At 38.2% G+C, this 23,422-nt stretch carries 23 protein-coding genes; 7 read left to right on the forward strand and 16 right to left on the reverse strand.

Annotated elements, in window-relative coordinates; genetic code table 11:
• Positions 1-43: 43 nt before the first annotated feature.
• From L2716_RS07980 to L2716_RS07995, 4 genes are read right to left on the reverse strand one after another with little or no spacing between them, the layout of a single operon-like run.
• On the reverse strand, positions 44-1,360 hold the full coding sequence (locus tag L2716_RS07980) for a short-chain fatty acid transporter (RefSeq protein ID WP_236333443.1): 1,317 nt from the start codon (positions 1,358-1,360) through the stop codon (positions 44-46).
• 17 nt (positions 1,361-1,377) lie between these two features.
• Positions 1,378-2,052, reverse strand: coding sequence for a 3-oxoacid CoA-transferase subunit B (locus L2716_RS07985; protein ID WP_236333445.1), 675 nt, complete (start codon positions 2,050-2,052; stop codon positions 1,378-1,380).
• A gap of 13 nt (positions 2,053-2,065) precedes the next feature.
• Complete coding sequence (locus tag L2716_RS07990) at positions 2,066-2,755, reverse strand: CoA transferase subunit A (protein WP_236333447.1); 690 nt, start codon at positions 2,753-2,755, stop codon at positions 2,066-2,068.
• Positions 2,756-2,775: 20 nt separating this feature from the next.
• Positions 2,776-3,954: an acetyl-CoA C-acetyltransferase gene (locus L2716_RS07995; protein ID WP_236333449.1), complete on the reverse strand. Its 1,179-nt coding sequence runs from the start codon at positions 3,952-3,954 to the stop codon at positions 2,776-2,778.
• A gap of 198 nt (positions 3,955-4,152) precedes the next feature.
• Here L2716_RS07995 and L2716_RS08000 point away from each other — a divergent pair, with 198 nt between their 5' ends.
• From L2716_RS08000 to L2716_RS08020, 5 genes are all read left to right on the forward strand, one after another.
• Entirely contained in the window at positions 4,153-5,061 is a 909-nt protein-coding gene (locus L2716_RS08000; RefSeq protein ID WP_236333451.1) for a hydroxymethylglutaryl-CoA lyase, read from the forward strand.
• Between the two features lie 127 nt (positions 5,062-5,188).
• Positions 5,189-6,760, forward strand: coding sequence for a spore germination protein (locus tag L2716_RS08005; protein ID WP_236333453.1), 1,572 nt, complete (start codon positions 5,189-5,191; stop codon positions 6,758-6,760).
• Between the two features lie 14 nt (positions 6,761-6,774).
• Complete coding sequence (locus tag L2716_RS08010) at positions 6,775-7,977, forward strand: Ger(x)C family spore germination protein (RefSeq protein ID WP_236333455.1); 1,203 nt, start codon at positions 6,775-6,777, stop codon at positions 7,975-7,977.
• Between the two features lies 1 nt (position 7,978).
• Positions 7,979-8,212, forward strand: coding sequence for a hypothetical protein (locus L2716_RS08015; RefSeq protein WP_236333457.1), 234 nt, complete (start codon positions 7,979-7,981; stop codon positions 8,210-8,212).
• Between the two features lie 12 nt (positions 8,213-8,224).
• Entirely contained in the window at positions 8,225-9,319 is a 1,095-nt protein-coding gene (locus L2716_RS08020) for a GerAB/ArcD/ProY family transporter (protein WP_236333459.1), read from the forward strand.
• A 7-nt stretch (positions 9,320-9,326) separates the two neighbouring features.
• Here L2716_RS08020 and L2716_RS08025 read toward each other — a convergent pair whose 3' ends face one another.
• Complete coding sequence (locus L2716_RS08025) at positions 9,327-9,869, reverse strand: PadR family transcriptional regulator (protein ID WP_236333461.1); 543 nt, start codon at positions 9,867-9,869, stop codon at positions 9,327-9,329.
• Between the two features lie 169 nt (positions 9,870-10,038).
• Between L2716_RS08025 and L2716_RS08030 the strand changes: the two genes are divergently transcribed.
• A complete protein-coding gene (locus L2716_RS08030; protein WP_236333463.1) occupies positions 10,039-13,128 on the forward strand; it encodes an efflux RND transporter permease subunit in 3,090 nt (1,029 codons plus the stop codon).
• 199 nt (positions 13,129-13,327) lie between these two features.
• On the opposite strand, the gene L2716_RS08035 is transcribed toward L2716_RS08030, so the two are convergent.
• The 7 genes from L2716_RS08035 to L2716_RS08065 all read right to left on the reverse strand — a co-directional run bounded on the left by L2716_RS08035 (position 13,328) and on the right by L2716_RS08065 (position 20,232).
• A complete protein-coding gene (locus tag L2716_RS08035; RefSeq protein WP_236333465.1) occupies positions 13,328-14,416 on the reverse strand; it encodes an FAD-dependent oxidoreductase in 1,089 nt (362 codons plus the stop codon).
• Positions 14,417-14,439: 23 nt separating this feature from the next.
• A complete protein-coding gene (locus L2716_RS08040) occupies positions 14,440-15,102 on the reverse strand; it encodes a haloacid dehalogenase type II (RefSeq protein WP_236333467.1) in 663 nt (220 codons plus the stop codon).
• 24 nt (positions 15,103-15,126) lie between these two features.
• Positions 15,127-15,789 carry a TVP38/TMEM64 family protein gene (locus L2716_RS08045; RefSeq protein ID WP_236333469.1) on the reverse strand — a complete coding sequence of 221 codons (663 nt, stop codon included), beginning with the start codon at positions 15,787-15,789 and terminating at the stop codon, positions 15,127-15,129.
• Positions 15,790-16,342: 553 nt separating this feature from the next.
• A complete protein-coding gene (locus L2716_RS08050; protein ID WP_236333470.1) occupies positions 16,343-16,873 on the reverse strand; it encodes an RNA polymerase sigma factor in 531 nt (176 codons plus the stop codon).
• Positions 16,874-16,888: 15 nt separating this feature from the next.
• On the reverse strand, positions 16,889-18,877 hold the full coding sequence (locus L2716_RS08055; protein WP_236333472.1) for a DUF6449 domain-containing protein: 1,989 nt from the start codon (positions 18,875-18,877) through the stop codon (positions 16,889-16,891).
• A complete protein-coding gene (locus L2716_RS08060; protein WP_236333475.1) occupies positions 18,852-19,751 on the reverse strand; it encodes an ABC transporter ATP-binding protein in 900 nt (299 codons plus the stop codon). The genes L2716_RS08055 and L2716_RS08060 overlap by 26 nt, the downstream gene beginning before the upstream one ends.
• Position 19,752: 1 nt before the next feature.
• Complete coding sequence (locus tag L2716_RS08065; protein WP_329610106.1) at positions 19,753-20,232, reverse strand: GntR family transcriptional regulator; 480 nt, start codon at positions 20,230-20,232, stop codon at positions 19,753-19,755.
• Between the two features lie 173 nt (positions 20,233-20,405).
• On the opposite strand from L2716_RS08065, the gene L2716_RS08070 reads away from it, so the two are divergent.
• Positions 20,406-20,822, forward strand: coding sequence for a DUF1284 domain-containing protein (locus tag L2716_RS08070; RefSeq protein WP_236333479.1), 417 nt, complete (start codon positions 20,406-20,408; stop codon positions 20,820-20,822).
• A 104-nt stretch (positions 20,823-20,926) separates the two neighbouring features.
• On the opposite strand, the gene lepB is transcribed toward L2716_RS08070, so the two are convergent.
• The 4 genes from lepB to L2716_RS08085 form a co-directional block, all read right to left on the reverse strand.
• The gene (gene lepB, locus L2716_RS08075; protein ID WP_236333480.1) at positions 20,927-21,472 is read right to left on the reverse strand and encodes a signal peptidase I; all 546 of its coding nucleotides are present in this window, start codon (positions 21,470-21,472) and stop codon (positions 20,927-20,929) included.
• Positions 21,473-21,917: 445 nt separating this feature from the next.
• Positions 21,918-22,361 (reverse strand): GNAT family N-acetyltransferase, encoded by a 444-nt coding sequence (locus L2716_RS08080; protein ID WP_236337830.1) that lies wholly within the window; start codon positions 22,359-22,361, stop codon positions 21,918-21,920.
• Positions 22,362-22,571: 210 nt separating this feature from the next.
• On the reverse strand, positions 22,572-22,706 hold the full coding sequence (locus tag L2716_RS18310) for a hypothetical protein (RefSeq protein ID WP_268963965.1): 135 nt from the start codon (positions 22,704-22,706) through the stop codon (positions 22,572-22,574).
• A gap of 37 nt (positions 22,707-22,743) precedes the next feature.
• Positions 22,744-23,418, reverse strand: a complete 675-nt coding sequence (locus tag L2716_RS08085) for an HAD family hydrolase (protein WP_236333483.1) — start codon at positions 23,416-23,418, stop codon at positions 22,744-22,746.
• Positions 23,419-23,422: the final 4 nt, after the last annotated feature.

The raw sequence follows: 23,422 nt of genomic DNA on the forward strand, positions 1-23,422 counted from the left end.
AACCTTCTTCTGGATTGCGAGCGCTTCACACAAAAGGTACATCTTAAATAAAAACAAGCCCTATCGAAATGAAGAAACCGCTTACAATCATTGCGATTACACAGAAGCCCATAATGTCCTTAGCGGATAATCCTGCAATTGCAAGTGCTGGCAACGCCCAGAACGGTTGAATCATATTCGTCCAAGCGTCTCCCCAGGCTACAGCCATCGCTGTCTTCGCTGCATCGATACCGAGCTCTTCACCCGCTAGGAGCATGATCGGAGCTTGTACAGCCCACTGACCTCCACCTGAAGGCACGAAGAAATTGACAATCCCTGCACTTAGAAAAGCAAAGAACGGGAATGTGAGATCATTAGAAATGCTGACGAACCATTTTGACATTTCAGCTGCAAGACCTGAAGCTACCATCATACCCATAATTCCAGCGTAAAATGGAAACTGTATGATGATGCCCCCAGCACCCTTCACTGCCTCAGAAACACTGTTGATAAAATTTCTAGGCGTGCCATGCAATAGAATCCCAAAGAATAAGAAGATGAAGTTAACGATGTTAAGATTCAAGCTGAAGCCGTTGGTCTTAAAGTAGTATACGATGAAGACCAGTCCTAACAAACCAATAAGGAGTGAAATGAGTTTGCTATTTTCCATTTTCTCTGCCGGTGTATTGGATTCGACAGCTGCAGCTTGAACGTTTGAATCATTTAGAATAGATGGATCAATATAGTATGGATTGTCCTTTGCGTTCATCATCAATCGGTTCACAACAGGTAGGACGATGAAAAGTGATAGGACGATAAATAGATTGAACGGTGCAAAAATCGTTTCCGATGTTGGGACGACACCAATTAAATCTGTTGTAAAATGATCAGGTGTTGCAATCGTTAACGGTATGGAACCTGAAAATCCCCCGTGCCATACGAGAAATCCACTATATGCGCTAGCGATTAGAAGTCTATAATCTACCTTCTCCACTTTTTTTGCGAGTTCCTTAGCAAATAAAGCTCCAATAACGAGACCAAATCCCCAGTTCACCCAGCTTGCTAGAAGTGAAACGAGCGTAACAAATACAATCGCTTGCCCTGGTTTTGAGACAAGTGATGCCATCCCCTTTAAAATCCTCTTGAAGAATGGACTGCTAGCGAGTACAAATCCTGTAACAAGAATGAGAACCATTTGCATGGAGAAGGACAAAAGATTCCAGAATCCATCTCCCCAGTAGGACACCATATCAACTGGCGTGCTTTTCATAATAAGCATGCCAAGTAAAAATACAACAATTGTCAATAAGACGACAAAAAGGAAGGGATCAGGCAGATATCTCTGCATGATCCGATTTGATAGTGATGTTATTCTTTTCACAAAAATCCCCCTATCATTTAGAAGCCGTTCGTACGTACATCATCCCCAATGATGAGCGATGGCTCAGTCACTTCTTGGATGTCTTCAGGTGTGAAACCTTCTGCAACCTCGACAAGTTTCAGCCCGTCTGAGGTGACATCGATAACTGCACGATCCGTTATGATCCGATTTACTACCCCTTTACCTGTGAGAGGAAGAGAGCATTCATTTAGGATTTTCGGCTCACCTTTTTTGTTGACATGATCCATGATGACAATAATCCGTTGTGCACCATGTACAAGGTCCATTGCGCCACCCATACCTTTGATCATCTTTCCAGGAATCATCCAGTTTGCGAGGTCTCCTTTACCAGACACCTCCATACCGCCGAGGATTGCGATATCAATATGCCCTCCGCGTATCATCGCAAACGATTCAGAGCTATCGAAATAAGATGCCCCTTTCGTTGCTGTAACGGTTTCTTTACCAGCATTAATCAAATCTGGATCTACTTCGTCTTCTGTCGGATAACGACCTATTCCAAGTAAACCATTTTCGGATTGAAGTACAACTTCTTTATTGTCAGAAATGTAATTCGCAACAAGAGTAGGCATACCGATCCCTAAATTGACGTAAAATCCGTCTTGGATTTCCTTTTCTGCTCTTCTAGCTATACGTTCACGTACTGCTGCTTTATCTACTTTCGTCATCATAATTCCTCCTCTACTACTTCGTTACTGTTAGACGTTCAATTTTCTTTTGCTGTTCTCCAACGATTAGCTTTTGTACATATATGCTCGGTGTATGGATTTGATCTGGATCGAAAGCCCCAGTTTCATGAAGTTCTTCCACTTCTGCAATCGTCACTTTACCTGCTGCTGCAATCATTGGATTGAAGTTACGCGCTGTTTTATTGTAGATAAGATTTCCCATCTTATCTGCCTTCTTAGCCCTAACAAGACTGACATCTGCCTTCATTCCAAACTCTAGTAAATAATCTTTACCGTCGAAGTTGCGGACTTCACGCCCTTCAGCTAATGGTGTACCTACTCCAGCTGGTGTATAAAAAGCTGGAATTCCAGCTCCACCTGCACGGATGCGTTCAGCAAGTGTACCTTGTGGAATAAGTTCTACTTCTAGCTCACCAGCAAGTACTTGTCGTTCAAACTCTTTGTTTTCACCAACATAAGAGCCAACCATCTTTTTGATTTGTTTATTTTTCAAAAGGAGACCTAATCCCCATTCGTCTACTCCACAGTTGTTTGAGATCACGGTTAAATCTTTCACACCTGTTTCCACAAGGGCTAGGATCAGGTTTTCTGGGATACCGACTAAACCAAAACCACCAACCATAATCGTGGATCCATCTTTTACTTCTTTTACTGCATCTAGAAATGATGTTTCAATTGGTTTCATAACTTGTTCATCTCCTCTTCTTAAGCTTCATTCTCTATAATTGTTGCAACGCCTTGACCGCCACCAATACATAGAGTAGCAAGTCCATATTGCTCTTTACGACGTTTCAATTCATGGATCAAAGTAACAAGTACTCGTGTACCACTTGCGCCGATTGGATGACCGAGTGCGATCGCTCCTCCATTGACGTTCAAAATATCCTTATTAATGTTCAAGTCTTTCCCTACAGCCAATGACTGTGCAGCGAAGGCCTCATTCGCCTCGATTAAGTTGATGGAATCCATCGTTAAATTCGCTTTCTCTAGCGCTTTGCGAGTTGCAGGTACAGGTCCGATGCCCATCACACTTGGGTCTACACCAGCTGAAGCATTTGAGCGTATTACAGCCAATGGCTTTAAGCCAAGCTCGTCAGCTTTTTGACGACTCATTACAATAACAGCTGCTGCCCCGTCATTAATACCTGATGCATTTCCAGCAGTAACCATGCCATCCTTTTTGAATGCCGGTCGAAGCTTCCCTAATTTATCAGCTGTGGATTTTTTCGGATGTTCATCCGTATCAAATACAACCGGGTCTCCTTTACGTTGAGGGATGGAGACGGGTACGATTTCATCTTGGAAACGACCACTTTCGATTGCACTTGCTGCTTTTTCTTGACTCCAAGCCGCGAATTCGTCAAGCTCTTCCCGCTTTAGTTCATGTGATGTACAAAGGTTTTCTGCGGTAATCCCCATATGGTAATCATTGAATGCGCACCATAACCCGTCATGGACCATTGAATCCACAACTTTTTGATCACCCATTTTATATCCATCTCGAGCACCTTGTAATAGGTATGGTGCTTGACTCATATTTTCCATTCCACCTGCTAAAACGATATCCGCATCTCCGAGTAATATCGATTGAGCAGCTAAGTGTACACTCTTTAATCCTGATCCACATACTTTATTGATCGTCATGGACGAAATGGTTTCAGATAAGCCTGCTTTCATAGCAGCTTGTCTTGCAGGGTTCTGACCAAGACCAGCTTGAAGCACGTTCCCCATAATCACTTCATCAACTTCTTTAATACCCGCTTTTTGAAGCGCTTCTTTAATGACAATACCACCTAGTTCAATGGCAGGAATTGATTTTAGACTACCGCCGAACGTACCAATTGGTGTTCGTACTGCACTTACAATTACAGCTTCTCTCTCCATCTCTTTGTTGCCTCCTTGAAATATGTAGTTCTTTGTCCTACTTTGTCTATTTCTAAACCATTTCCGTAATATCCTCCCTATCTCACAATATTTCTTCAAATCATTGAAAATTCTTGCTTATCATAAAATTTTCGCGTTACAATTGAATTTAGAGTCCATTAAAACGCTTTCAAATTTTTGTTGTACACGGAGGTCATGATGAATATTCCTGAAAAAGTGACAATTATTGAAGTTGGACCACGAGACGGTCTACAAAATGAAAAGAAACAAGTACCAACAGATGCCAAAATATCGTTTATAAAAAGACTTAAGAATGCTGGATTAAAGGAAATGGAGCTGACGTCATTTGTGTCTCCTAAATGGGTGCCACAAATGGGGGATGCGAAGGAAGTCATCGAAGCTTGCTTAGATAATGAGCGTAACTTTGTGCTTGCTCCGAATCGAAAAGGGATCGACAGAGTGTATGAAACGGATGTAAAGCATGTTGCAGTTTTCGTTGGTGTAAGTTCTTCCTTTAATAAAAAGAACATTAACAAAACGACCGAAGAAAGTATGGAAGAGTTAAAGCCGATCATCACTGAACTCAAACAGAAAGGTTACTTCGTCCGTGCATGTATCTCCACATCGTTTTACTGTCCATACGATGGCAAAATTGATCCTGAAAATGTGGTTGCCCTCTGTACGCAGTTTGCTGATTACGGTGTAGACGAATTAAGTGTTGCAGATACGATTGGTATGGCAAACCCACTTGAAAGCTACGAATTATTTAAGAAACTAAATGACGTTTTAGGAGATCGTTTACTTTTAACTGCTCACTTCCATGATACACGTGGTATGGCACTAGCCAACGTCTTTGCCAGTCTACAGGCAGGTATCTCAAGGTTCGATACATCAGCTGGAGGACTTGGTGGATGTCCATTTGCCCCTGGCGCAACAGGAAATGTTGCCACGGAAGACGTCGTCTATATGCTCGAGCAGATGGGCATTGAAACTGGAGTTGATTTACCCGAACTCCATAAGGCAATACAAGGGATTTCAACTCATGTTTCTCGGAAGATCGAAAGCAAATATTATAACTTGAATGACAAAACCCATTCACTTTCATAAAAGAAGAATCACAAAAGATGGTCCGGATTTCAATCTGGACCATCTTTTTTGTGTATTCATAATTTCTTAGTAAACGAAGATACTAAGAAGAAAATTTCGTATTTAGAAGGGAAGTTGTGGGCTCGTTATGGGTTTCTTTCGGAAACGTTTTGATCGACAGAACAAACCAAATACACCAACTAAGTTACCTACTTCCCCAATTGAGCAAGTCTCTCGTTCACTTAAAGAAAATATTGATGCCGTCCGGACGAGTCTTGGAAATAGTGATGACATCATCATTCGACAATTTCAAATTAATCATCGCGTAGATGCAGCTATCGTATTTGTCGATGGGTTAGCGGATCGACAGTCTTTACAAGAGTTCATATTAAAAGTAATGATGTACGACCAAGAACCTAGTGAAGTCAAGTTTGATAAGAAACATTACCTTAATGACTTGAAGAAACAAGCAATTTCCGTGGGTGAAGTCCATGACGAGACGGATTTCAAAAAAACTTTAAATGATATCTTGTCTGGTGAAACCGCTATTTTCGTAGATGGATATCAAACCGCCATTATCGCATCAACTCGAGGATGGGAGCACCGTGAAGTAGCAGAACCAACCACTCAAAATGTCATTCGTGGTCCGAAGGAAGCTTTCACTGAAAACATCCGTACAAATACGTCTTTAATTCGAAGAAAGATTAAAGACCCAGACTTAAGAATAGAAACACAAGTACTTGGAAAACACACTCATACAGAAGTCTCCATCATTTCGATTGATTCTATAACAAACCCGAAAGTTCTTGAAGAAGTACGGGAGAGAATTAAACAGATCGATATCGATGGCATTTTAGAAAGTGCATATGTAGAGGAGTTGATTGAAGATAAAACGTCTTCACCCTTTCCTACTGTATTTAACAGCGAACGACCTGATGTTGTTGCTGCTGCATTATTGGAAGGGCGAGTCGCTATCATTGTGGATGGAACTCCGTTCGTATTAATTGCACCGGCATTATTTATACACTTCTTTCAATCACCTGAAGATTACTATGAACGGTCTTTTTTTGGGATCATAAGAATTTTAAGATTTCTAGCATTCTTTGCAGCCCTACTCGTTCCATCCCTATATATCGCCTTGACAACATTTCATCAAGAGATGATCCCTACCCAGCTCCTTATTGATTTAGCAGCGCAACGGGACGGAATTCCTTTTCCAGCATTGATTGAAGCCTTAATCATGGAAGTCACTTTTGAAATCCTAAGAGAAGCTGGAATAAGAATGCCACGAGCAGTGGGTCAGGCTATATCAATCGTAGGTGCTTTAGTTCTAGGTCAAGCCGCTGTTCAAGCGGGTCTCGTATCGCCAACAATGGTAATCGTTGTATCCATAACTGCAATATCGAACTTTGTCTTTCCGTCCTATGATATGGCTATCTCGGTACGAATTTTAAGATTTGGATTTATGATTTTTGCTGCAACCTTCGGACTGTTCGGTATTGCGGTTGGCCTATTTATCTTACTGCTTCACTTATGTAGTTTGCGATCGTTCGGTATGCCTTACATGTCACCGATGGCCCCACTAAGCCTAATTGATCAAAAGGATGCTGTATTCAGATTCCCAAGAAAAATGCTCATTACTAGACCACGACTCATTAGCCAGATGAACACAACAAAACAGACAGATCATCATTCCGCACTAGGAAGGAGCAAAAAATAAAGGAGTGAATCAATATGAAAATGTTTAGGTGGTCTATCATCATAATAATATTCATTACTCCAATCCTTTCAGGTTGTTGGAACAGTCGAGAATTAAACGAACTCTCGATCACTACAGGGCTCGGAATCGATAAAGTGGATGATCAATACTTGTTTACAACTCAAATCATCAATCCAGGTGAAGTATCAAAAGAAAGTAATGATGAACGTACAACTGTGACCACTACACAAGAAACCGGTGATACATTGTTTGAAGCATGGCGAAAGTTAACGAAAACGACATCTTCCAAGCTGTATTTTTCTCACGTTCGGGTCCTCGTCATCGGCGAAGAACTTGCTGAGGAAGGGGTAAGTAAAATTCTTGATGTCATGCTACGAGATCATGAATACCGGTCCGACTTCTTTGTACTCATTGCAAAAGATAACAAAGCGAATGATATATTATCGATACTGACGACAATGGATCAAATACCTGGAGACAAACTATTCCAATCGTTAAGAAGTTCAAGTACTGCATATGGAACCACCACCGAAGTACAATTGGACAAATTTATTACTGATTTAGTAAGTACAGGGAAAAACCTTGTTGTATCAGGTGTATTTATTGTAGGTGATAAAGAAGAAGGTAAATATGAATCCAAATATAAAGTGATTAATCCAGAGGTCTACTTGAAATACGGACCATTAGCTGTATTTAAACAGGATAAACTTGTTGAATGGATGGATGACAAAGAAAGTCGTGGTTATAACTTCTCTCAAGGAAACATACAAAGCACTTTAGTCAATGTTCCTTGTATAGATGGTGATGGAATGGTAGGGGTTGAAATCATTAACACCAAAGCAAAAATATCTGCTGAAGAATTGAACAAACAAATGCAAGGCTCGGTCAATGTGAAGGTCAATGGCAATATAATGGATTCAGAGTGCAAGAATCCACAAGCATTGAATGATCCGAAGTATATGAATCAATTCCAAGAAAAGATGAACGACACAATTGAAAAGGAAATCAGTGCTTCAATTAAAAAAGCTCAAGAATCTTACAAATCAGATGTTTTCGGGTTCGGTAGTGCATTACACCGACAACACCCAAAGGTTTGGAAAGAAGTAGAACTAAAATGGCAAGACGTCTTTCCAGACATGATGGTGAATGTAAAAGTTGATTCAGCCATTCATAATACTGGATCAATTTCACAATCTCCTGAAGTTGGAGGGGGGTAATATGCTGTTTTCTGCAAGTATCATACTTCTTGCCATATTATTCATCGCTGTTGAATTACCGCCATTGATTCGGGAAAAACGGATCTATCCTAGCATCATCTATATAGTCGTACTTTTGACAGGTAGTACTTTATTAGTTCTTTACGGTTTTGATATCAAACTACCTAATCCTTTAGATATAGTCGTTTATATATTCAAGCCTGTTAGTACAAGTATTTTTACCTTTTTTAAGTAAGGAGGGATGAAGGTGTTGAAAGATGAGAGAATTAGTCCAAGTCAATTTACATTACTTACGACTCTTTTCACAATCGGGAGTTCCATCATTATCATTCCCGCAAGTCTTGTACTCGTTGCTAAACAAGATGGTTGGATTTCTGCTATTGTTGCAACCTTATTCGGTTTATTGCTCATCTATTTCTACTCTTCATTTCCAAACAAATATCCCGGAAAAGGATTACCCGAGATTATTGAGCTTGTATTTGGATCGTACTTAGGAAAATTGATCATTGCACTTTATTTTTTCTTCAGTTTCACTTTAGCTGCTCTTGTATTACGTAATTTTGGAGACTTTTTGAAAACGAAGATCATACTCGAAACACCTCTAGAGGCGATTCATATCATGTTTCTCATACCTGTCATTTACGCTGTTAAATTAGGAATAGAAACATACAGTCGAGTTGCAGAACTCACTTTCCCTTTCGTCATCCTTATGTTTATCATCCTCATAACACTGACTTCTCCTCAGGCTGAATTTACCAATATTCAACCCATTTTCGGTGAAGAGGCAAAAACAATTGTTGGTGGATCTCTTTCCATGGTCGGAGTTCCTTTCTTAGAACTAATCTTGTTAACGACTCTCTACTCTTCCATCAATAATCCTAAAAAAACGAGGAAAAGCTTTCTCGTTGGCGTTCTTATGGGCGCTTCTTTTTTGGTCGTGACGACAATTTATACGATACTTGTCCTTGGTGTTGAACTGACTTCTCTGAAAGTCTATCCGACATATGTATGGGCGAAGAAAATCAGTATAGCTGATTTTCTGGAGCGGGTTGAAGTGACTATTGCAGCATTGTGGGGAATCACTTTATTCTTTAAATTAGTTATCGCTTATCATGTTTCACTTATATTAGTTAGTAAATTATTCAAAATGAAAGACTATCGTATATTAGCAATACCTATGGCATTTATCCTTTACGTATATTCGCTGATTGCTTACCCGAATAGCGCTTATTTCATGGACTTCGCAACCAAAACGTGGTTTGCTTATGCGCTATTATTCGGACTCGTATTCCCTGTTCTCCTATGGGGTGTCGGTCTATTCAAAAAGGACCAGAAAACCTAAACGGTTTCTAGTCCTTTAATCTTTGTAATACATCAATGGCCCAGTCACACCACTCAATCCAGGTTTCCATGTAGCGTTTACCGAATTCTGAGGTGAAATATTCTCCTAGTGCCGCCTTTATATCTTTATCAGATCGATATTCATGTTCCTGCCATATATACATATGTTGGAGCCCTATCTTATGGTGTTCCTTGCTTTGTTGTAAAAAACGTATCGCATCATCCGAATCAATAAGGTGAAACATTGAAACACGTAATAGCTGCTGATCTTTCAGCTTTGGAGGTTCTACTTTGTAATTCAATAGCCACTTTAATAGCTCTTCTCTTCCATCATCTTTAATTTCATAGACCTTTTTATCAGGAGAATCTACCTGAGGGTAAACAATTGAACTTACCCAGCCCTCTTCTTCCAGCTTAATTAACTCACGATAAATTTGAGTATGGTGGGCGTTCCAATAATGAATCATCGTTTCTTTAAACTTTTGATTCAGCTCGTATCCAGTTGATGGTTTCTTCGTTAACAAACCTAATAAAGCGTATCGTAAAGCCATTTCCATCCATCCTTCATTCTAACTTCATACATCTTATCACAAATAATTCATTAAGACAGGTTCAAAAATGTTGCACCTTTAAGTTATTCATTTATACTTGAATTATATATGTGATTTTTCACATATATAATTAAAAATCGTATTACATAACTTAAGGGGGACGAAACATTTGAGTTTCTTAACGAGATTCAGTTTGAAAAATCCATTCGCAGTCATCATCATCGGTGCATTATTGGTGGTCGGCGGTATTTATTCATTTACTAATCTGAAGGTAGACCTACTTCCAGATATCGAATTCCCACAGATGTCTGTGCAAGTTGTCTATCCTGGTGCATCTACCCAAGACGTCAACGAGAAAGTAACAGATCCACTTGAGGAACAGCTTAAATCATTGAACGATGTTAAGAAAGTGCAAAGCCAATCGTTTGAAAGCATCTCGGTCATCAATCTTGAATTCCCTTTTTCAACGAACCTAGATGATATCGAACGAGAAATAGAAAGTATGATTGAAGATGCAGATCTTCCTGAAAATGCAAAACCAGAAGTAAATCGGTTCTCTTTCGGTACATTTCCTATTTATAATATCTCACTCTTCCCATCTGGGGATGAAGAGAATTTTAAAGCATTTGTAGAAAATGAGCTTGTACCTGAAATGAATAAGATTTCAGGAGTCAATAACATTTCTGTAGGCGGACTTGAAGACGAATCCATTGTCATAACTGTTGATAAAGATAAAGCAAAGCAGTCGGGATTAAATCTAAATCAAATCAAGGAAGTGATTAACCAGCATTACATGTCTTTCCCTGCTGGATCGATTGAGCAAGATACGTTATCTATCCCAGTTAGAGTAGAAGAAAAGATTGAAACGATCGAACAGTTAAAAGCTCTTCAGCTAGATAGTAATCAAGGGTCACAACAACAAGGACCTTTATCAACTGAAGAATCGGCACCAACGAACACGTCACAATCTACTACGTTAGGCGATATCGCAAAAGTTGAAGCTGCCGCGGACAGTGATGAAATTACCCGTTACAACATGAATGAAGCATTATCTGCTGCGATTACAAAAAAGCAAGGCGCAAATACTGTTGAAGTTTCTGAAAAAGTCATCTCAACACTTGAGAAATATGATGACAAAATTGATTATGCCATCGGCTTCGACCAAGCCTCAGGTATTGAGCAGTCTGTAGAAAAGTTGGTCAAAGAAGGCCTATTTGGTGCCTTGTTCGCATCACTTGCGGTTTTACTGTTCTTAAGAAATATCCGTGCAACGATCATTGCGATCATATCTATTCCACTCTCTCTGTTGATCGGTGCTATTTTCTTAGCCCAGCTAGGTATCACACTTAATATTATGACACTCGGTGGAATGGCAGTTGCTGTCGGTCGTGTTGTCGATGATAGCATTGTTGTCATCGAAAACATTTCCAGACGATTACGGAAAAGTGATGGGACAGAAGATAAAAACAAATTAATCTTAAGCTCAACGAAAGAAATTTTAAAAGCCATCGTCTCCTCAACATTGACAACGGTCGTCGTGTTTTTACCACTTGGTTTTGTCGGAGGAGTAACAGGAGAATTCTTCTTGCCATTTGCATTAACAATCGTGTTTGCATTACTTGCATCACTCATTGTTGCAGTAACAATCGTACCTATCCTTGCGAAGGTCTCCTTCAAAAAGGTAAACAGTGAAGAGAAAGTGACATGGCTCCAGAAGGTATATGTCAACTTGATTAAGAAATCCTTGAATCACAAGGCTGTCGTCATCATCCTCTCGTTCGTATTGTTGGGTGGATCGTTCTTCCTGACTTCACAACTTGGGTTCGTATTTCTACCAAATGAACAACAAAAAACATTGATCGCATCGGTTGAGATGCCTTCCTCAACAACCCTTGAAAATACGAATGAAGTTTCATTAGAGGTTGAGGAATTCTTTGACGGACAAGATGACATTAAAGATGTAACCGCTGCTGTAGGAAGTCGAGACTTCCAAAGTGGTTTAAAAAGAGAAAATGTCGCCAACTATTTCATTAACTTAAAAGAAGATGCAGATGTTACAGCAGTCATTGATACACTAGAAAATGAAATGAAAGCAATCGTTACTGCAGAAAGCGATGAAGCCGTTGTCAGCGTGCAAGAACTACAATCTGGTGGACCGCCAACTAATAATGCAGTCAATATTGATTTATACAGTAATGATCTAGAGAAACTACAAGAAGCAGCTTCTGAAGTTGAAGCTTACATGAAAAAGAACGATGAGTTAGATTATGTCAGTAACAACTTTTCAGAAAAGCAGCCTCAATGGAAAGTAAATATTGACCCTGAAGTTGCGTCTGAATACGGCGTATCTGGTTATATGATTCTAGGGATCATCAGTGAACAAACAAAGCCTGTTAATATAGGGAATTTACCGATTAACGGTGAAGATTCATCTGTAACTGTTCAGTATGATAAGAAATTAAAATCACTTAATGAGCTTGAAGATCTCCAAATCTTCACGAATAAAGGGCCTGTCGCTCTAAGTGACATTGCAGAAGTGAAACGTGTAGAAGATGTGTCATCCATACAAAAATTGGATGGAAAAATATTTGCTCGTGTTTCTGCACAAATTTTAGGACAAAACATACAGAAAGTATCAAGTGATGTTATTAATGGTGTTAAATCAGATGTTGACCTTCCTGAAGGTGTCTCTCTTGAAGGTGGTGGCGGAAGTGATGAAACGACTGAAACATTCCAACAACTTGGTCTTGCCATGCTTGTTGCGATTGGTCTTGTGTACTTAACCATGTTAATTACATTCGGTAAAGCTCGCATTCCGTTTATCATTCTTTCATCACTCATCTTCGTTCCGATTGGGTCTATTGGAGGACTATGGTTGGCGGATGAACCTTTATCCATTAGTGCAATGATTGGTGTACTCATGTTGATTGGTATTGTCACAACAAATGCCATCGTACTCGTTGATCGTATTGGTCAGAACCGATTCGAAAAAGGTATGATGATCCGAGAAGCGTTATTGGAAGCTGGTAAAACTAGATTGAGACCAATCTTGATGACCGCTTTCGCGACAATAGCAGCGCTCTTACCTTTAGCATTTACGACTTCCACTGGAACATTGATCTCTAAAGGACTCGCAATTGTCGTAATCGGTGGTTTGACGACTTCCACATTCCTGACATTGATCATCGTGCCAGTCATCTATGAGCTCTTCTTCTTCAAACAAGCACGGAAAGAACGAAAACAAGAATTGAACGCATAATAATACAGGCTGATCCACCGCTTCGAGCGGAGATCAGCCTTGTTTGTATTCATTAATTCCGTGATATTGATTGATGAATATAAAGATACCGAACCTTTATATTCGTTCCGCGAAATCCCGTATTCCGTTTTTTGGCGGTACAATTGATAATCTTGTACATAAGAAAGGAGTGCACACAATCGGCACTCCTCATTTTTGTTCATTTAAACGTAGCCATAAATTTCTTGTCAATCTTGTTTTTCAGTTTCCACGCTAACTTACCGGAAGTACAAAAGGATCCATATCGTAAATAAGCACGTCTTTCGCCAGTTGATAAGATTGTCAGGTAACGTTTTTGTGGTTGGAAATGGTACCCTTCGCCCGATTGGAGGAATCCTTTCAGGTTGTCCCAAAGCACACCACCTTGACGTACAGCCATCACACCATTTCGCGGTAGATCCGGATGGTTTTGGATCGTTACACCATTACCCGATCCGAATATGAAAGGGTATTGTTTCACTTGTAACGTATCCTCCACGAGTAAATAACCTTCTTTATCAATTGGAAGCTTTGAACTCTTATATAACTTAGGTGCTTCTGAACCCGTCATCCATAACAGTGAATCGTACGAAACCGATTCTCCATTCATATGAACCTTGCTTTCTTTTATCCGTTCAACACGTTCATTTTCGTGTAGACGAATTCCAGCTTGTATGATCTTTGCTTTTAATGTTTTTTTGCAACGATCATCACTCGATTCCCCGTACAAAGCTGAGGAACTAATCAACCTCACCGTTCCATCATCATTATTTTTCTTTTTCCATGATTGGATTGAGAAACTCAGCTCAATACCTGCTGCTCCTCCTCCAACAATGACAACGTCTCCTCGTTTACTTGCTTCATCACCGAGTTCTTTAATCTGTTCTTTTCTGTTCAAGTGAAATATTTGATCGGAATCTGGTAATTCCGATACGCCTTTTCTTTTTGTACCAATATCAAACGATAGGACGTCAAAGTTTAATATATCTCCTTTTTCAGTTAGAACCATTTTCTGTTTCGCATCGACACTCAGAGCCGTCCCTTCAACAAATTGAATACCGGCTTTCTCACAGAGTGTTTGTAAATCAATTTCTAATTCATCCAATTGATATATGCCTTCCACATATCCTGAAAACATACCAGAGTAATAATAAGTTCGAGTAGGGTTAAGTAAAGTGACTTCACAGTCTGCAAATTGGTCTTGTTTAAATTTCTTCAATAAAGAAAGGTGGGCATGGCCACCTCCGATAAGCAATAATTTCTTTGTCATACGATCTCCTCAAATCTCATCACCTAGTCAAATAGCTCTGTCAAATCGCTTACGACATGATCAGGGGTGACGCCAAGTTCGTCCATTATACCACCGGAACGGTTCACCCATGCAACCTGGAAACCGAACGTCTTTGCACCAGCGATGTCCCATGTGTTTGAAGATAAGAATAACACTTCTTCACGCTCTACGCCAAGTTGCTCTAGTGCGTGCAAGTAGGATGAAGGATGAGGTTTGAATTGTTTAATGCCATTCACTGAAATCAACTGATTGAAATAACCTTGAAAATGGTGATGCTCGATCAACGGATGCAGCATCTCCTCTGATCCATTTGAGAAAACGGCTAATTGATACCCTTCTAACTGCGAAAGAATACCTTCCACTTCCTTATACGGTTCTAACTTCAAATAAGCATCCAGCAGTTTCTCTTCTTTTGTTTCAGTCAATTCAACATCTTCTACCATACATGCATAGGTCAAAGCATCCTTAGTAATTTCCCAAAACGGCCGATAGTTTCCCATAAGCCCTCTTAAGAAAGAATACTCTAACTGCTTCTTTCTCCAGATTTCACTAATTTTCTGCCCTCGTTCAGGAAACTGTCTTTCGCACTCTTTTATTACGGAATGTACATCAAAGAGTGTCCCGTAAACGTCAAACACGATTGCTTTAATATTTTGATCGGACATCAATTAATCACTCACTTTTTTCCATTATTGTTCATCCGTTCGAATTGAAAACATTGCAAAGAGCTTTTTCCTAAATAGAATCGGTAACGAGGTAAGAACGATTAGACTGACGATTGACAAAATGAGAAGTTCATTACCGCCTGAGTACGAACTGCTTCCTAGACCACAATAAATGAATGCACCCGGTATAACACCTAGTACCGTTGCAAAAAGATAATCACGCATTCGAATATTAGATACAGCACTTAAGTACGTCACTAGTTCGAAATGTAAAAACGGGATCAACCGTAAAATGAGCAAAATGATAAATCCTTTATCCTCAATTTCTTTGCGAAGTTCGGCATACTTCTCAGACGATGAAATTTTTCCTAATGAAAAACCAAGATTTCGAACAGCCAAGTATGATAATAACGCCCCAAGAGTTGTTCCAATTATCGTCAACAAGAATCCGTACCAAAATCCGAATGCGAGTCCACCAACCAATGCTAATAAGGAAGATGGAAATAGAATAAACGGTCTTAAAGCGAAAACCACTAAGTATACCCCTGGTGCAACCCACCCGAAACTCATCACCCAATTCCGAATCTCTTCTGGCGGGATTTTAAAGAAAGTCTGGTTCAACCAAATGAAAGCAACTATGATTACGATGATGATTCCAATCTTCTTAACCCATTTTCTTTTGTCCATTTATCTACCTCGTTTTTGAATTCTATTGATTGAACGACAAGACTTTAATAGTAATCTTCCCTTTACACGCTTGAAGCTAAACGTTCAAGACCTTGCTGTTAAACGAAAAAGACCGCCGAACTCCTCAAAGTTAGGCGGTCACTTCATACGATGTTTCCTTCTACCTTAAGTATAACCCTTAAAATCTCTAAATAACAGACTGTTTTTTACACAATTTACCTCTTAAGATTAATACTACATGAAGGGGGAATGCCTTTGTTTATTGAAGTCTGGAAAAATACGAATTTACGAGTATATTTTGTAGGACGGTTCCATTGAGCGAGGTTTATTGTATATTGGAATAATTACGCTCATACCATTCCTATTATCTACTTTTCGTTTTCCTGATCGAACACATCAACGTGTTGAAGAAAAATTTTCAGGACACCCCCACATGTAACGCCAAATACCCGAAACCTATTAGCACAACCCCCTTAAAAGTTATTATTAGAAAGGACACTTTTGATGTAGCATCCCCTGCATCTCAAGTGTCCTTTTTCTGTACTTATAAAGTTTATGTGCTCAATTCAAGTTTTACTTCATTCCGTATTTGTTGTCTTGCTCTGTACAATCTTGATTTGACTGTACCAATTGGTAATTTCAAATGTTGGGCTATGCTCTCTTCTTTCATTCCATCCTTATACTTCAATAAAAATACTGTTTTAAGCGCTGGTTTGAGTTGAAGAATTTCTTGTACAATCTCCTCTTTCAACCAAATCTTCTCAACTTCGGTCTCGACATTGTTCTGTCCTTTTGAGTTATCTGAGAAAAGAAGATCATCAACTAAAATCATTCCGATTCGCTTCTCTTTTCTGATGAGGTCAATAGCCGTTCTTGATGCGATGGTTGATAACCAGGCACCCATTTTTTCTATATCTAGAATGGAGTCAATCTTACTTAACGCTTTAATGAATGTTTCTTGCACGATATCTTCTGCCAAGTAAGCATCCTTCGTAATCTTAATCGCGACCTTGAACACCTTCTCAGCGAACGCCTCATATAGGTCATTGAAATCTACTCCTTGCACATTCAGTTGTACAGCCACTTTTCTCACCTCAACCTATTCAAAATGTTTCTTCACGAAGTCAGGGACATCACTTGGATAAAAACTTCTTATATCGCGATTACCATTCTTATAATGGAATAAAATTACATATGGATTTGCACCAAGGTGTCCGGCTGAATTTTCAAGGCTTTCTTCAATTTCATCCTCTGAAGTTACCTTTAGTGCATTATTCATCTTCTGAAATTCTTCACCTGAATATTGATAAATATCCTGCGAACCATCAATTTGATCATGGTTTACGACGACTGCATAATCCACATCGTTTGCATTTATGCGAGCATCTTCAAGCTTCCCTTCTTTTTCTAACCATTTCTCAAATTGAACATAAGATGGTTTAAATTCTCCGAAGTAATCCCTGCCACTTCCAGCAATATCAAACAGTAGAATTGATGTGACCCCTCGGTTTTGTTTGCGACTATCGAACGTCTCGTTTTTAACGTCTTCTTTTAATACCTCTATCGCTTCTTTAATTTTTTCTGGTGAACTGATCGTAACTCTCTTTGATGAAGGGCCTTCGCTATCAATGGTAATTCTAGTAACGTCCTCTGGATTTACTACTAAGATTTTTTCGAAGTTCATTTTATATTCCATAGACTCATAGATCGGCTTCAAATACTTATCATACTCACCGTTATCTGGAATCTGGTATTCTCTAATTACTTTTTTATCATTTTTCATTTCATATACGATAAATACATTGCGCAGGTCTTGATGTCCTGGATACTCCTGATTTAGGGTACTCTTATTTTCAATAATTTCTTCATGTAATTTCATGACTGCACTAATATTACTCGCATCTTGTAAAAACGGTTTTGGATAAGTATTATTTTCAGGACGATATTTATCTGCATATTCATAATAATGGTTTCCGAAGTAGATCCTCTCAATATTTTCTGCTTCAGGTACTTTCTTCTCAAAACCTGTTACATCAAACTGCAAGATGAAAATTCCCAATGCTAGGATGATCGCAAATCCAAAATAACCTTTTAGGTGTGTAAACACACGCCACGTTTTATGGAGGATCATTTCAGCAACGAAGTAGCCAATAATAGACCCAATTAGATAACCAACTACTAACCATGTTAAGCTGTTTTGCGTTTCTCCGAAATAAACCCCTCCAACTAGCATGGTACAGAAGGTAACCCCATATTTGAATACTGGTTTTAACGGATTAAATACGAGTGCCTGTGAAACCCCTTCAAGCTTTCTCCTCTTATAGATGAATAGTCCAAAAAGGAAAAAGAGAATGGCTATAACAAGGTAAATCATCCCTTGTAAAATTGAAAACTCTGAACTTGTATTTTGCAGCATCGGTGCTGCTATGATAGGTGAATAGTATTCTAATTTCTTATTAAAATAGTAATCTGCATTAAACCCAAACAAATAATGCTTTGCATTCATTAAGAGGAGCGCTGTAATTCCAGCAGGAAATAACAACAAGATGTAGGTCAGAACACCTTGAACGGCTGTCAATCCTGTCATTGTCCCGATGAATACTGTTGCTGCGAAGACAAGTATAAGATTAGCGAACGTAATGCCAATCCATTGCGCTACCTCAGACAGTGTATAATAGTGTTCAAGGCCTAGTGCTGCATGTAAAATCATTAATATTATGGCTGTAATTAAAATGGGAACGGCTAAGTAAATGATCCCAATACTAAAGTACTGCGTATACATTTTCGTTCTCTTAATTGGTAAGCTGTGCATAAAATCCGATGCACTTTTCACTTGTAAATAGCGATACAAGAACATGCCGAGTAATACCGGAATTGCAAACATTAACAATAATTGCAATTCAAAGTTAATAGAAAATACATTTTTAAAATATCTATACTGTTGGTTTTCCTCATTACTCCATATCATCAGTACTTGTAAAGGCATAATCAACAATAATCCGACTAAATATATGATGCTCACCCAACCGACGCTGCGGAAGCTTTGGACTATCATTTCTTTATTAATCCAGGACGCTTTGGATTGCATATCCCACATCCCCCATCTCATAAATGAATATTTCTTCTAACGTTAGTGACAACATATCGAAAATCACTGGATTGTACATTGCAAAGTGTTCTTTAATTTCTTCTGTTTGTCCTTTAACGATGCAAAGAAGGACACTCCCTCGTTCTTCTTTGTAGAGCACTCTTGTATTTTCGAATACGTTCGCAGGTATGCCATCTTTAAAAGCGACCTGGATTTTATGGATATCAGATTTGAGATCATCGAGTTCTCTTTCTAATAATAATTTTCCTTTATGTAGGATCCCGATGTGATCGCAAATGTCCTCAATCTCTCTTAAATTATGGGAAGAAATAAGTACTGTCATTTCACGCTCAGCAACATCTTGTAAAATTAAGTTCTTCACTTTCTTACGCATAACCGGATCGAGTCCATCAATCGGTTCGTCTAGTATAAGAATATCTGGCATTGTCGATAGCGAGATCCAAAACGCGACTTGACGCTGCATCCCCTTCGAGAACTTATGAATTTTCTTTTTCACATCAATTTCAAATACTTCATTAAGCTTTTGAAACCGCTCTTCATTCCAGCTCTTATACATGTTTTTGTAAAAGTTCGCCATTTGACGGACCGTGTACTGCGAAAAGAAATAAAGCGTATCGGGTATGAAAATCATTCGTTCTTTCAAATCTGTATTTTCAAATACGGGTTGCTCATCTACCTTTATGTCTCCACTTTCTTCTCTTAATACACCCGCTACAATTCTAAGTAACGTCGTCTTTCCGGCTCCGTTAGAACCGAGCAGTCCATAGATCGATCCTTTTTTGATCGTAAACGAAACGTCAGTAAGAGCTTCAGTGTCATCCAACATTTTTGAAACACTATTCACTTCAATCATGTCATTCCCCTCCCCCTATTGATCTCTCTAAATCTTCTATTAATGCTCGTAAATCTTCTGTACTCATCCCCAAATACAGCGCTTCTAAAATCAGTTTGGATAGTTCTTTTTGAACATATTCTAATTTCTCTGTGTTGACAGCATCTGTCGTTTCACTAACAAAACTACCTTTACCTTTAATTGAATAAATATATCCTTGCATCTCGAGTTCACGATACGCTTTCTGAATCGTATTTGGATTAATCGTCAATTGCTGTGCCAACACTCTTACAGAAGGGAGTTTCTCATCTTGTTTCATCACATCACTGATGATCAACTCTTTAAACCGTTCCACTAACTGTTCATAGATCGGTTTCCTACTCCTGACATCTAAATCAAACATATACTCCCTCCAATCTGCATCCACTGTATTATCTGTATCATCCGTACTAACTGTATTATTATTATTAATACAGTTATGATTATATACCAGTAATTTCATTTTGGGAAGGATAATTTTCCAATTTGATAAAAATAAATCAAATACGTTTTTCGAGATAAAAATAGTAAATATTCAATCCGAGTATGTAGGATATGTTAAGATAAATGAGGTATTGTTAACAAAGGTGTCATTTAAGTTGACAATTATTCAATTCGCTTAATTGGTGGGATATTATGTATACACTGCGAGGTCATCATCTTTTTTGCCTTCTTGGATATCGAGGTATGGGTTATTCTCAAGAATACGTTGAAAATATGACACGGTTACACCGGTCCTTGAGGGACAACCCGAAGACGTGGATTTTACTTGTAAAGGGACCAGATAACCTATGCGAGAAATACCCAAACTCAGGTGAATATCACTGCCTCGACAAACACATTTATGAAAGAGATGCAGCGATCTTAGAGAAGTTAGGGCTTAGAATTGGTCAAATTTTGAAATGGGAGGATATTGAATCACGGATACGAAAGAATGTCGTACCATCCGATATTCAAAGCATTTGTGAATCATGCTCCTGGCGTACATATGGCGTTTGTGAACAAGGCGTACAAGACATTCTTGACTCAAAGGGATTAAGAGAAGTAAAATAAGTCCTTCTCATTTTTCAAAATTGATCGGATTATAATTAAAAGGAGGCTTCTTTTAGAAAAAGATCCGCCTCCTTAACGTACATAATTGTTTATCAACGTTTTTATTATTTTATATCTCTAATTTTCGAAAGTGGATAAAAGACAAACTCACTTTCTCCAATAATATAGTCTTTATGTATAAATCCTAATCCATTCCGACTATCCATACTGTTTAATCGATTGTCTCCCATCACATAGTAATGATTTTCTGGTACAATTATGGGTCCAATATCTCCTGTTAAGTTAACCCCTAACTCTTCAGCCTTATTTCGATTAGCTGTAAGATAAGACTCATCCACTTGTTCTTTATTTACATATAACTTGTCTTCTTTCATTTCGATTCTTTCACCCGGAAACCCAATAATCCGCTTCACATAATTTGTATCTTCTTTCGTGTCTTTAATAATTACAATGTCACCTCTGCTCAATCCATCTGTAATGGCACCCAGCTTATTGACCAGGATTTTTTCGTGATTATGTAATGTAGGCTCCATAGAAGATCCTTTAACGATATAAGGCGCAAACAAGAAAGTCTTTACAAGCATCACGATACCAAAGGCAATGATAATAGATTTAATCCAACTAAATAACTCATTTTTTGTTTTTGACATGTGTATATAACATCTCCTTCAAAAACGAATGACGAAATCACATCGTTAATAATGATAACTGCAGGCCTTAATGGAACACCGAGGTCATAAACTGCACCCGCTAGGTCATTAAGAAGCCCCACGACTTATCCTCCTTTGCAAAAAATTACAGAATAAACACGAAGAAACCAATAATTGAGGTAACAAAATAGCTTATTAACCCTATTCTTCTATACCTTTTATTTATGTTCGCTCGCGTTTCTAACTTTTTTATATAATCATATAAAATAAAAAGACTTATGATAAGAATGGCTCCAAATAAATTACGTTCATTAATCATTACTAAAGCTAAAGTTGTCAAAATACCAAAGGTAACATTGCTTACTATTGTCCCGATATTAACCCTCCTATTGCTTGCCTTTAAATATTTGCACCATAGCCGATAATCCATGTTCATCACCACTTGCTAAATTGTATACTTGAATATGAGTTCTCCGTTCGGGTCTCGTTCATTTATGAATTCAAATCCCATACTCTGGTATAAACGATCGGCTATTCTATTTTCCTCTATGATGCTTAAATAAATAACGTTAACTCCATATTCTTTCGAAACGATTTTGATAAGTTTCCTCATAGCTATTCTTCCTAAACCTTTGCCTTGGTATTGTTTATCGATCATGATCCGATCAATCCAAGTATCTTTATTTCTTCCAAAAGAACCATACATAGCAAATCCAATGATGTTATCATCATTATAAATAGCTACGGGACGCCAAGCAGAGTATGTATTAGCTTCCTCTAGACATTCATCTACACTTTCAATAAATTGATCTTGTCCAGGTTTTAACTTAAGGTTTCTTACTAAGTATTCGTTCGTGTAATCAATATCTTTGAAATGTACATTCATTATCAAGACCTCACAAATGCATTTTCTTTATTGTAGGAACAACAAATGATACGGAGAAAAAAGAAACGCTTTTTCCAATTCAAAATCTGTGATTGAAATTTGGTGAATAACCTCTATTCATAACATATTTCAGCGCTTTCTCTTAAATATGTTGTGATTAGCCTCTAATCCGTTCAATCCAGACAAACTGGTTTTAAACAATGTTTAACTTACTCACTTTTTCTTTATTAATATGAACAACAGTGCTGCCAAGAAAATAGCTATTATTCCTAGTATTACATTCGTTACTACTAAGGTTCCGTTTAAGCTATATAATTCAGTTACTATTGCTTGTATTCTTTGTTCCATAATTTCCTCCTAAAAAAATAACGTTTTCTCAATTAAACTATGTAATATAAGTTAGTAATCTATCAAGAGAATTTATCTCCGCATATGGTTTTACTTGAGTATCATTTTTAACCTTACGAGGATTGAACCATATGCCGTCTATATTTACATTCTGGCAACCTCCAATATCCTTTTCTAAATCATCACCAACGAATAATGCTTCTTCTGGTTGTACATTAAGCTTGTTTAATGCTAACTCAAATATACGTTTGTCTGGTTTACTATAGCCTACTTTTTCAGAAATGATTATTTGGTCAAAATAACGACTTAACTTCGTGTTCATTATTTTTGCTTTTTGTCTCTGAGTTGTGCCATTGGTAACTATCGCCACTTTTACTTCCCTTTTTATCGTATTTACGATATTTATTGTGTCTTGGTTTATAGAAAAGCATTGAGGGAAATTGTGATTCCAAAACTCTTGAATGTTATGGTGGGGAAATCTAAATTTGGGTGGAAATTTATCGAAAAATGATTCCAAAACTTGTGTTTTATTACTAATGCCATAGCTTCTTTTGTCATACTCTTTGAATTTTTGCATCATCGTATTTTTTTCTGGATGTTTAACATCTCCATAACACTGCTTTAAAATAATTAAAAACAATTTTTCTACTGCCATATCCCTATCCAGCAAGGTATCATCTAAATCAAATAGCACTGCTTTATAACCACTCAATTTG

Origin of the sequence: Pseudalkalibacillus berkeleyi (assembly GCF_021608225.1) — a bacterium.
Taxonomy (GTDB): domain Bacteria; phylum Bacillota; class Bacilli; order Bacillales; family Fictibacillaceae; genus Pseudalkalibacillus; species Pseudalkalibacillus berkeleyi.

Excerpts from the sequence above, each read along its gene's own strand:
- L2716_RS08065 (WP_329610106.1), bottom strand. The coding sequence starts at position 20,232 with ATGAAATTACTGGTATATAATCATAACTGTATTAATAATAATAATACA.
- L2716_RS08000 (WP_236333451.1), top strand. The coding sequence starts at position 4,153 with ATGAATATTCCTGAAAAAGTGACAATTATTGAAGTTGGACCACGAGAC.
- L2716_RS08025 (WP_236333461.1), bottom strand. The coding sequence starts at position 9,869 with ATGGCTTTACGATACGCTTTATTAGGTTTGTTAACGAAGAAACCATCA.
- L2716_RS08015 (WP_236333457.1), top strand. The coding sequence starts at position 7,979 with ATGCTGTTTTCTGCAAGTATCATACTTCTTGCCATATTATTCATCGCT.
- L2716_RS07990 (WP_236333447.1), bottom strand. The coding sequence starts at position 2,755 with ATGAAACCAATTGAAACATCATTTCTAGATGCAGTAAAAGAAGTAAAA.
- L2716_RS08060 (WP_236333475.1), bottom strand. The coding sequence starts at position 19,751 with ATGATTGAAGTGAATAGTGTTTCAAAAATGTTGGATGACACTGAAGCT.
- L2716_RS08055 (WP_236333472.1), bottom strand. The coding sequence starts at position 18,877 with ATGCAATCCAAAGCGTCCTGGATTAATAAAGAAATGATAGTCCAAAGC.
- L2716_RS18310 (WP_268963965.1), bottom strand. The coding sequence starts at position 22,706 with ATGGAACAAAGAATACAAGCAATAGTAACTGAATTATATAGCTTAAAC.
- L2716_RS08005 (WP_236333453.1), top strand. The coding sequence starts at position 5,189 with ATGGGTTTCTTTCGGAAACGTTTTGATCGACAGAACAAACCAAATACA.
- L2716_RS08045 (WP_236333469.1), bottom strand. The coding sequence starts at position 15,789 with ATGGACAAAAGAAAATGGGTTAAGAAGATTGGAATCATCATCGTAATC.
- L2716_RS07995 (WP_236333449.1), bottom strand. The coding sequence starts at position 3,954 with ATGGAGAGAGAAGCTGTAATTGTAAGTGCAGTACGAACACCAATTGGT.
- L2716_RS08035 (WP_236333465.1), bottom strand. The coding sequence starts at position 14,416 with ATGACAAAGAAATTATTGCTTATCGGAGGTGGCCATGCCCACCTTTCT.
- L2716_RS08010 (WP_236333455.1), top strand. The coding sequence starts at position 6,775 with ATGAAAATGTTTAGGTGGTCTATCATCATAATAATATTCATTACTCCA.
- L2716_RS07985 (WP_236333445.1), bottom strand. The coding sequence starts at position 2,052 with ATGATGACGAAAGTAGATAAAGCAGCAGTACGTGAACGTATAGCTAGA.
- L2716_RS08070 (WP_236333479.1), top strand. The coding sequence starts at position 20,406 with ATGTATACACTGCGAGGTCATCATCTTTTTTGCCTTCTTGGATATCGA.
- lepB (WP_236333480.1), bottom strand. The coding sequence starts at position 21,472 with ATGTCAAAAACAAAAAATGAGTTATTTAGTTGGATTAAATCTATTATC.
- L2716_RS08040 (WP_236333467.1), bottom strand. The coding sequence starts at position 15,102 with ATGTCCGATCAAAATATTAAAGCAATCGTGTTTGACGTTTACGGGACA.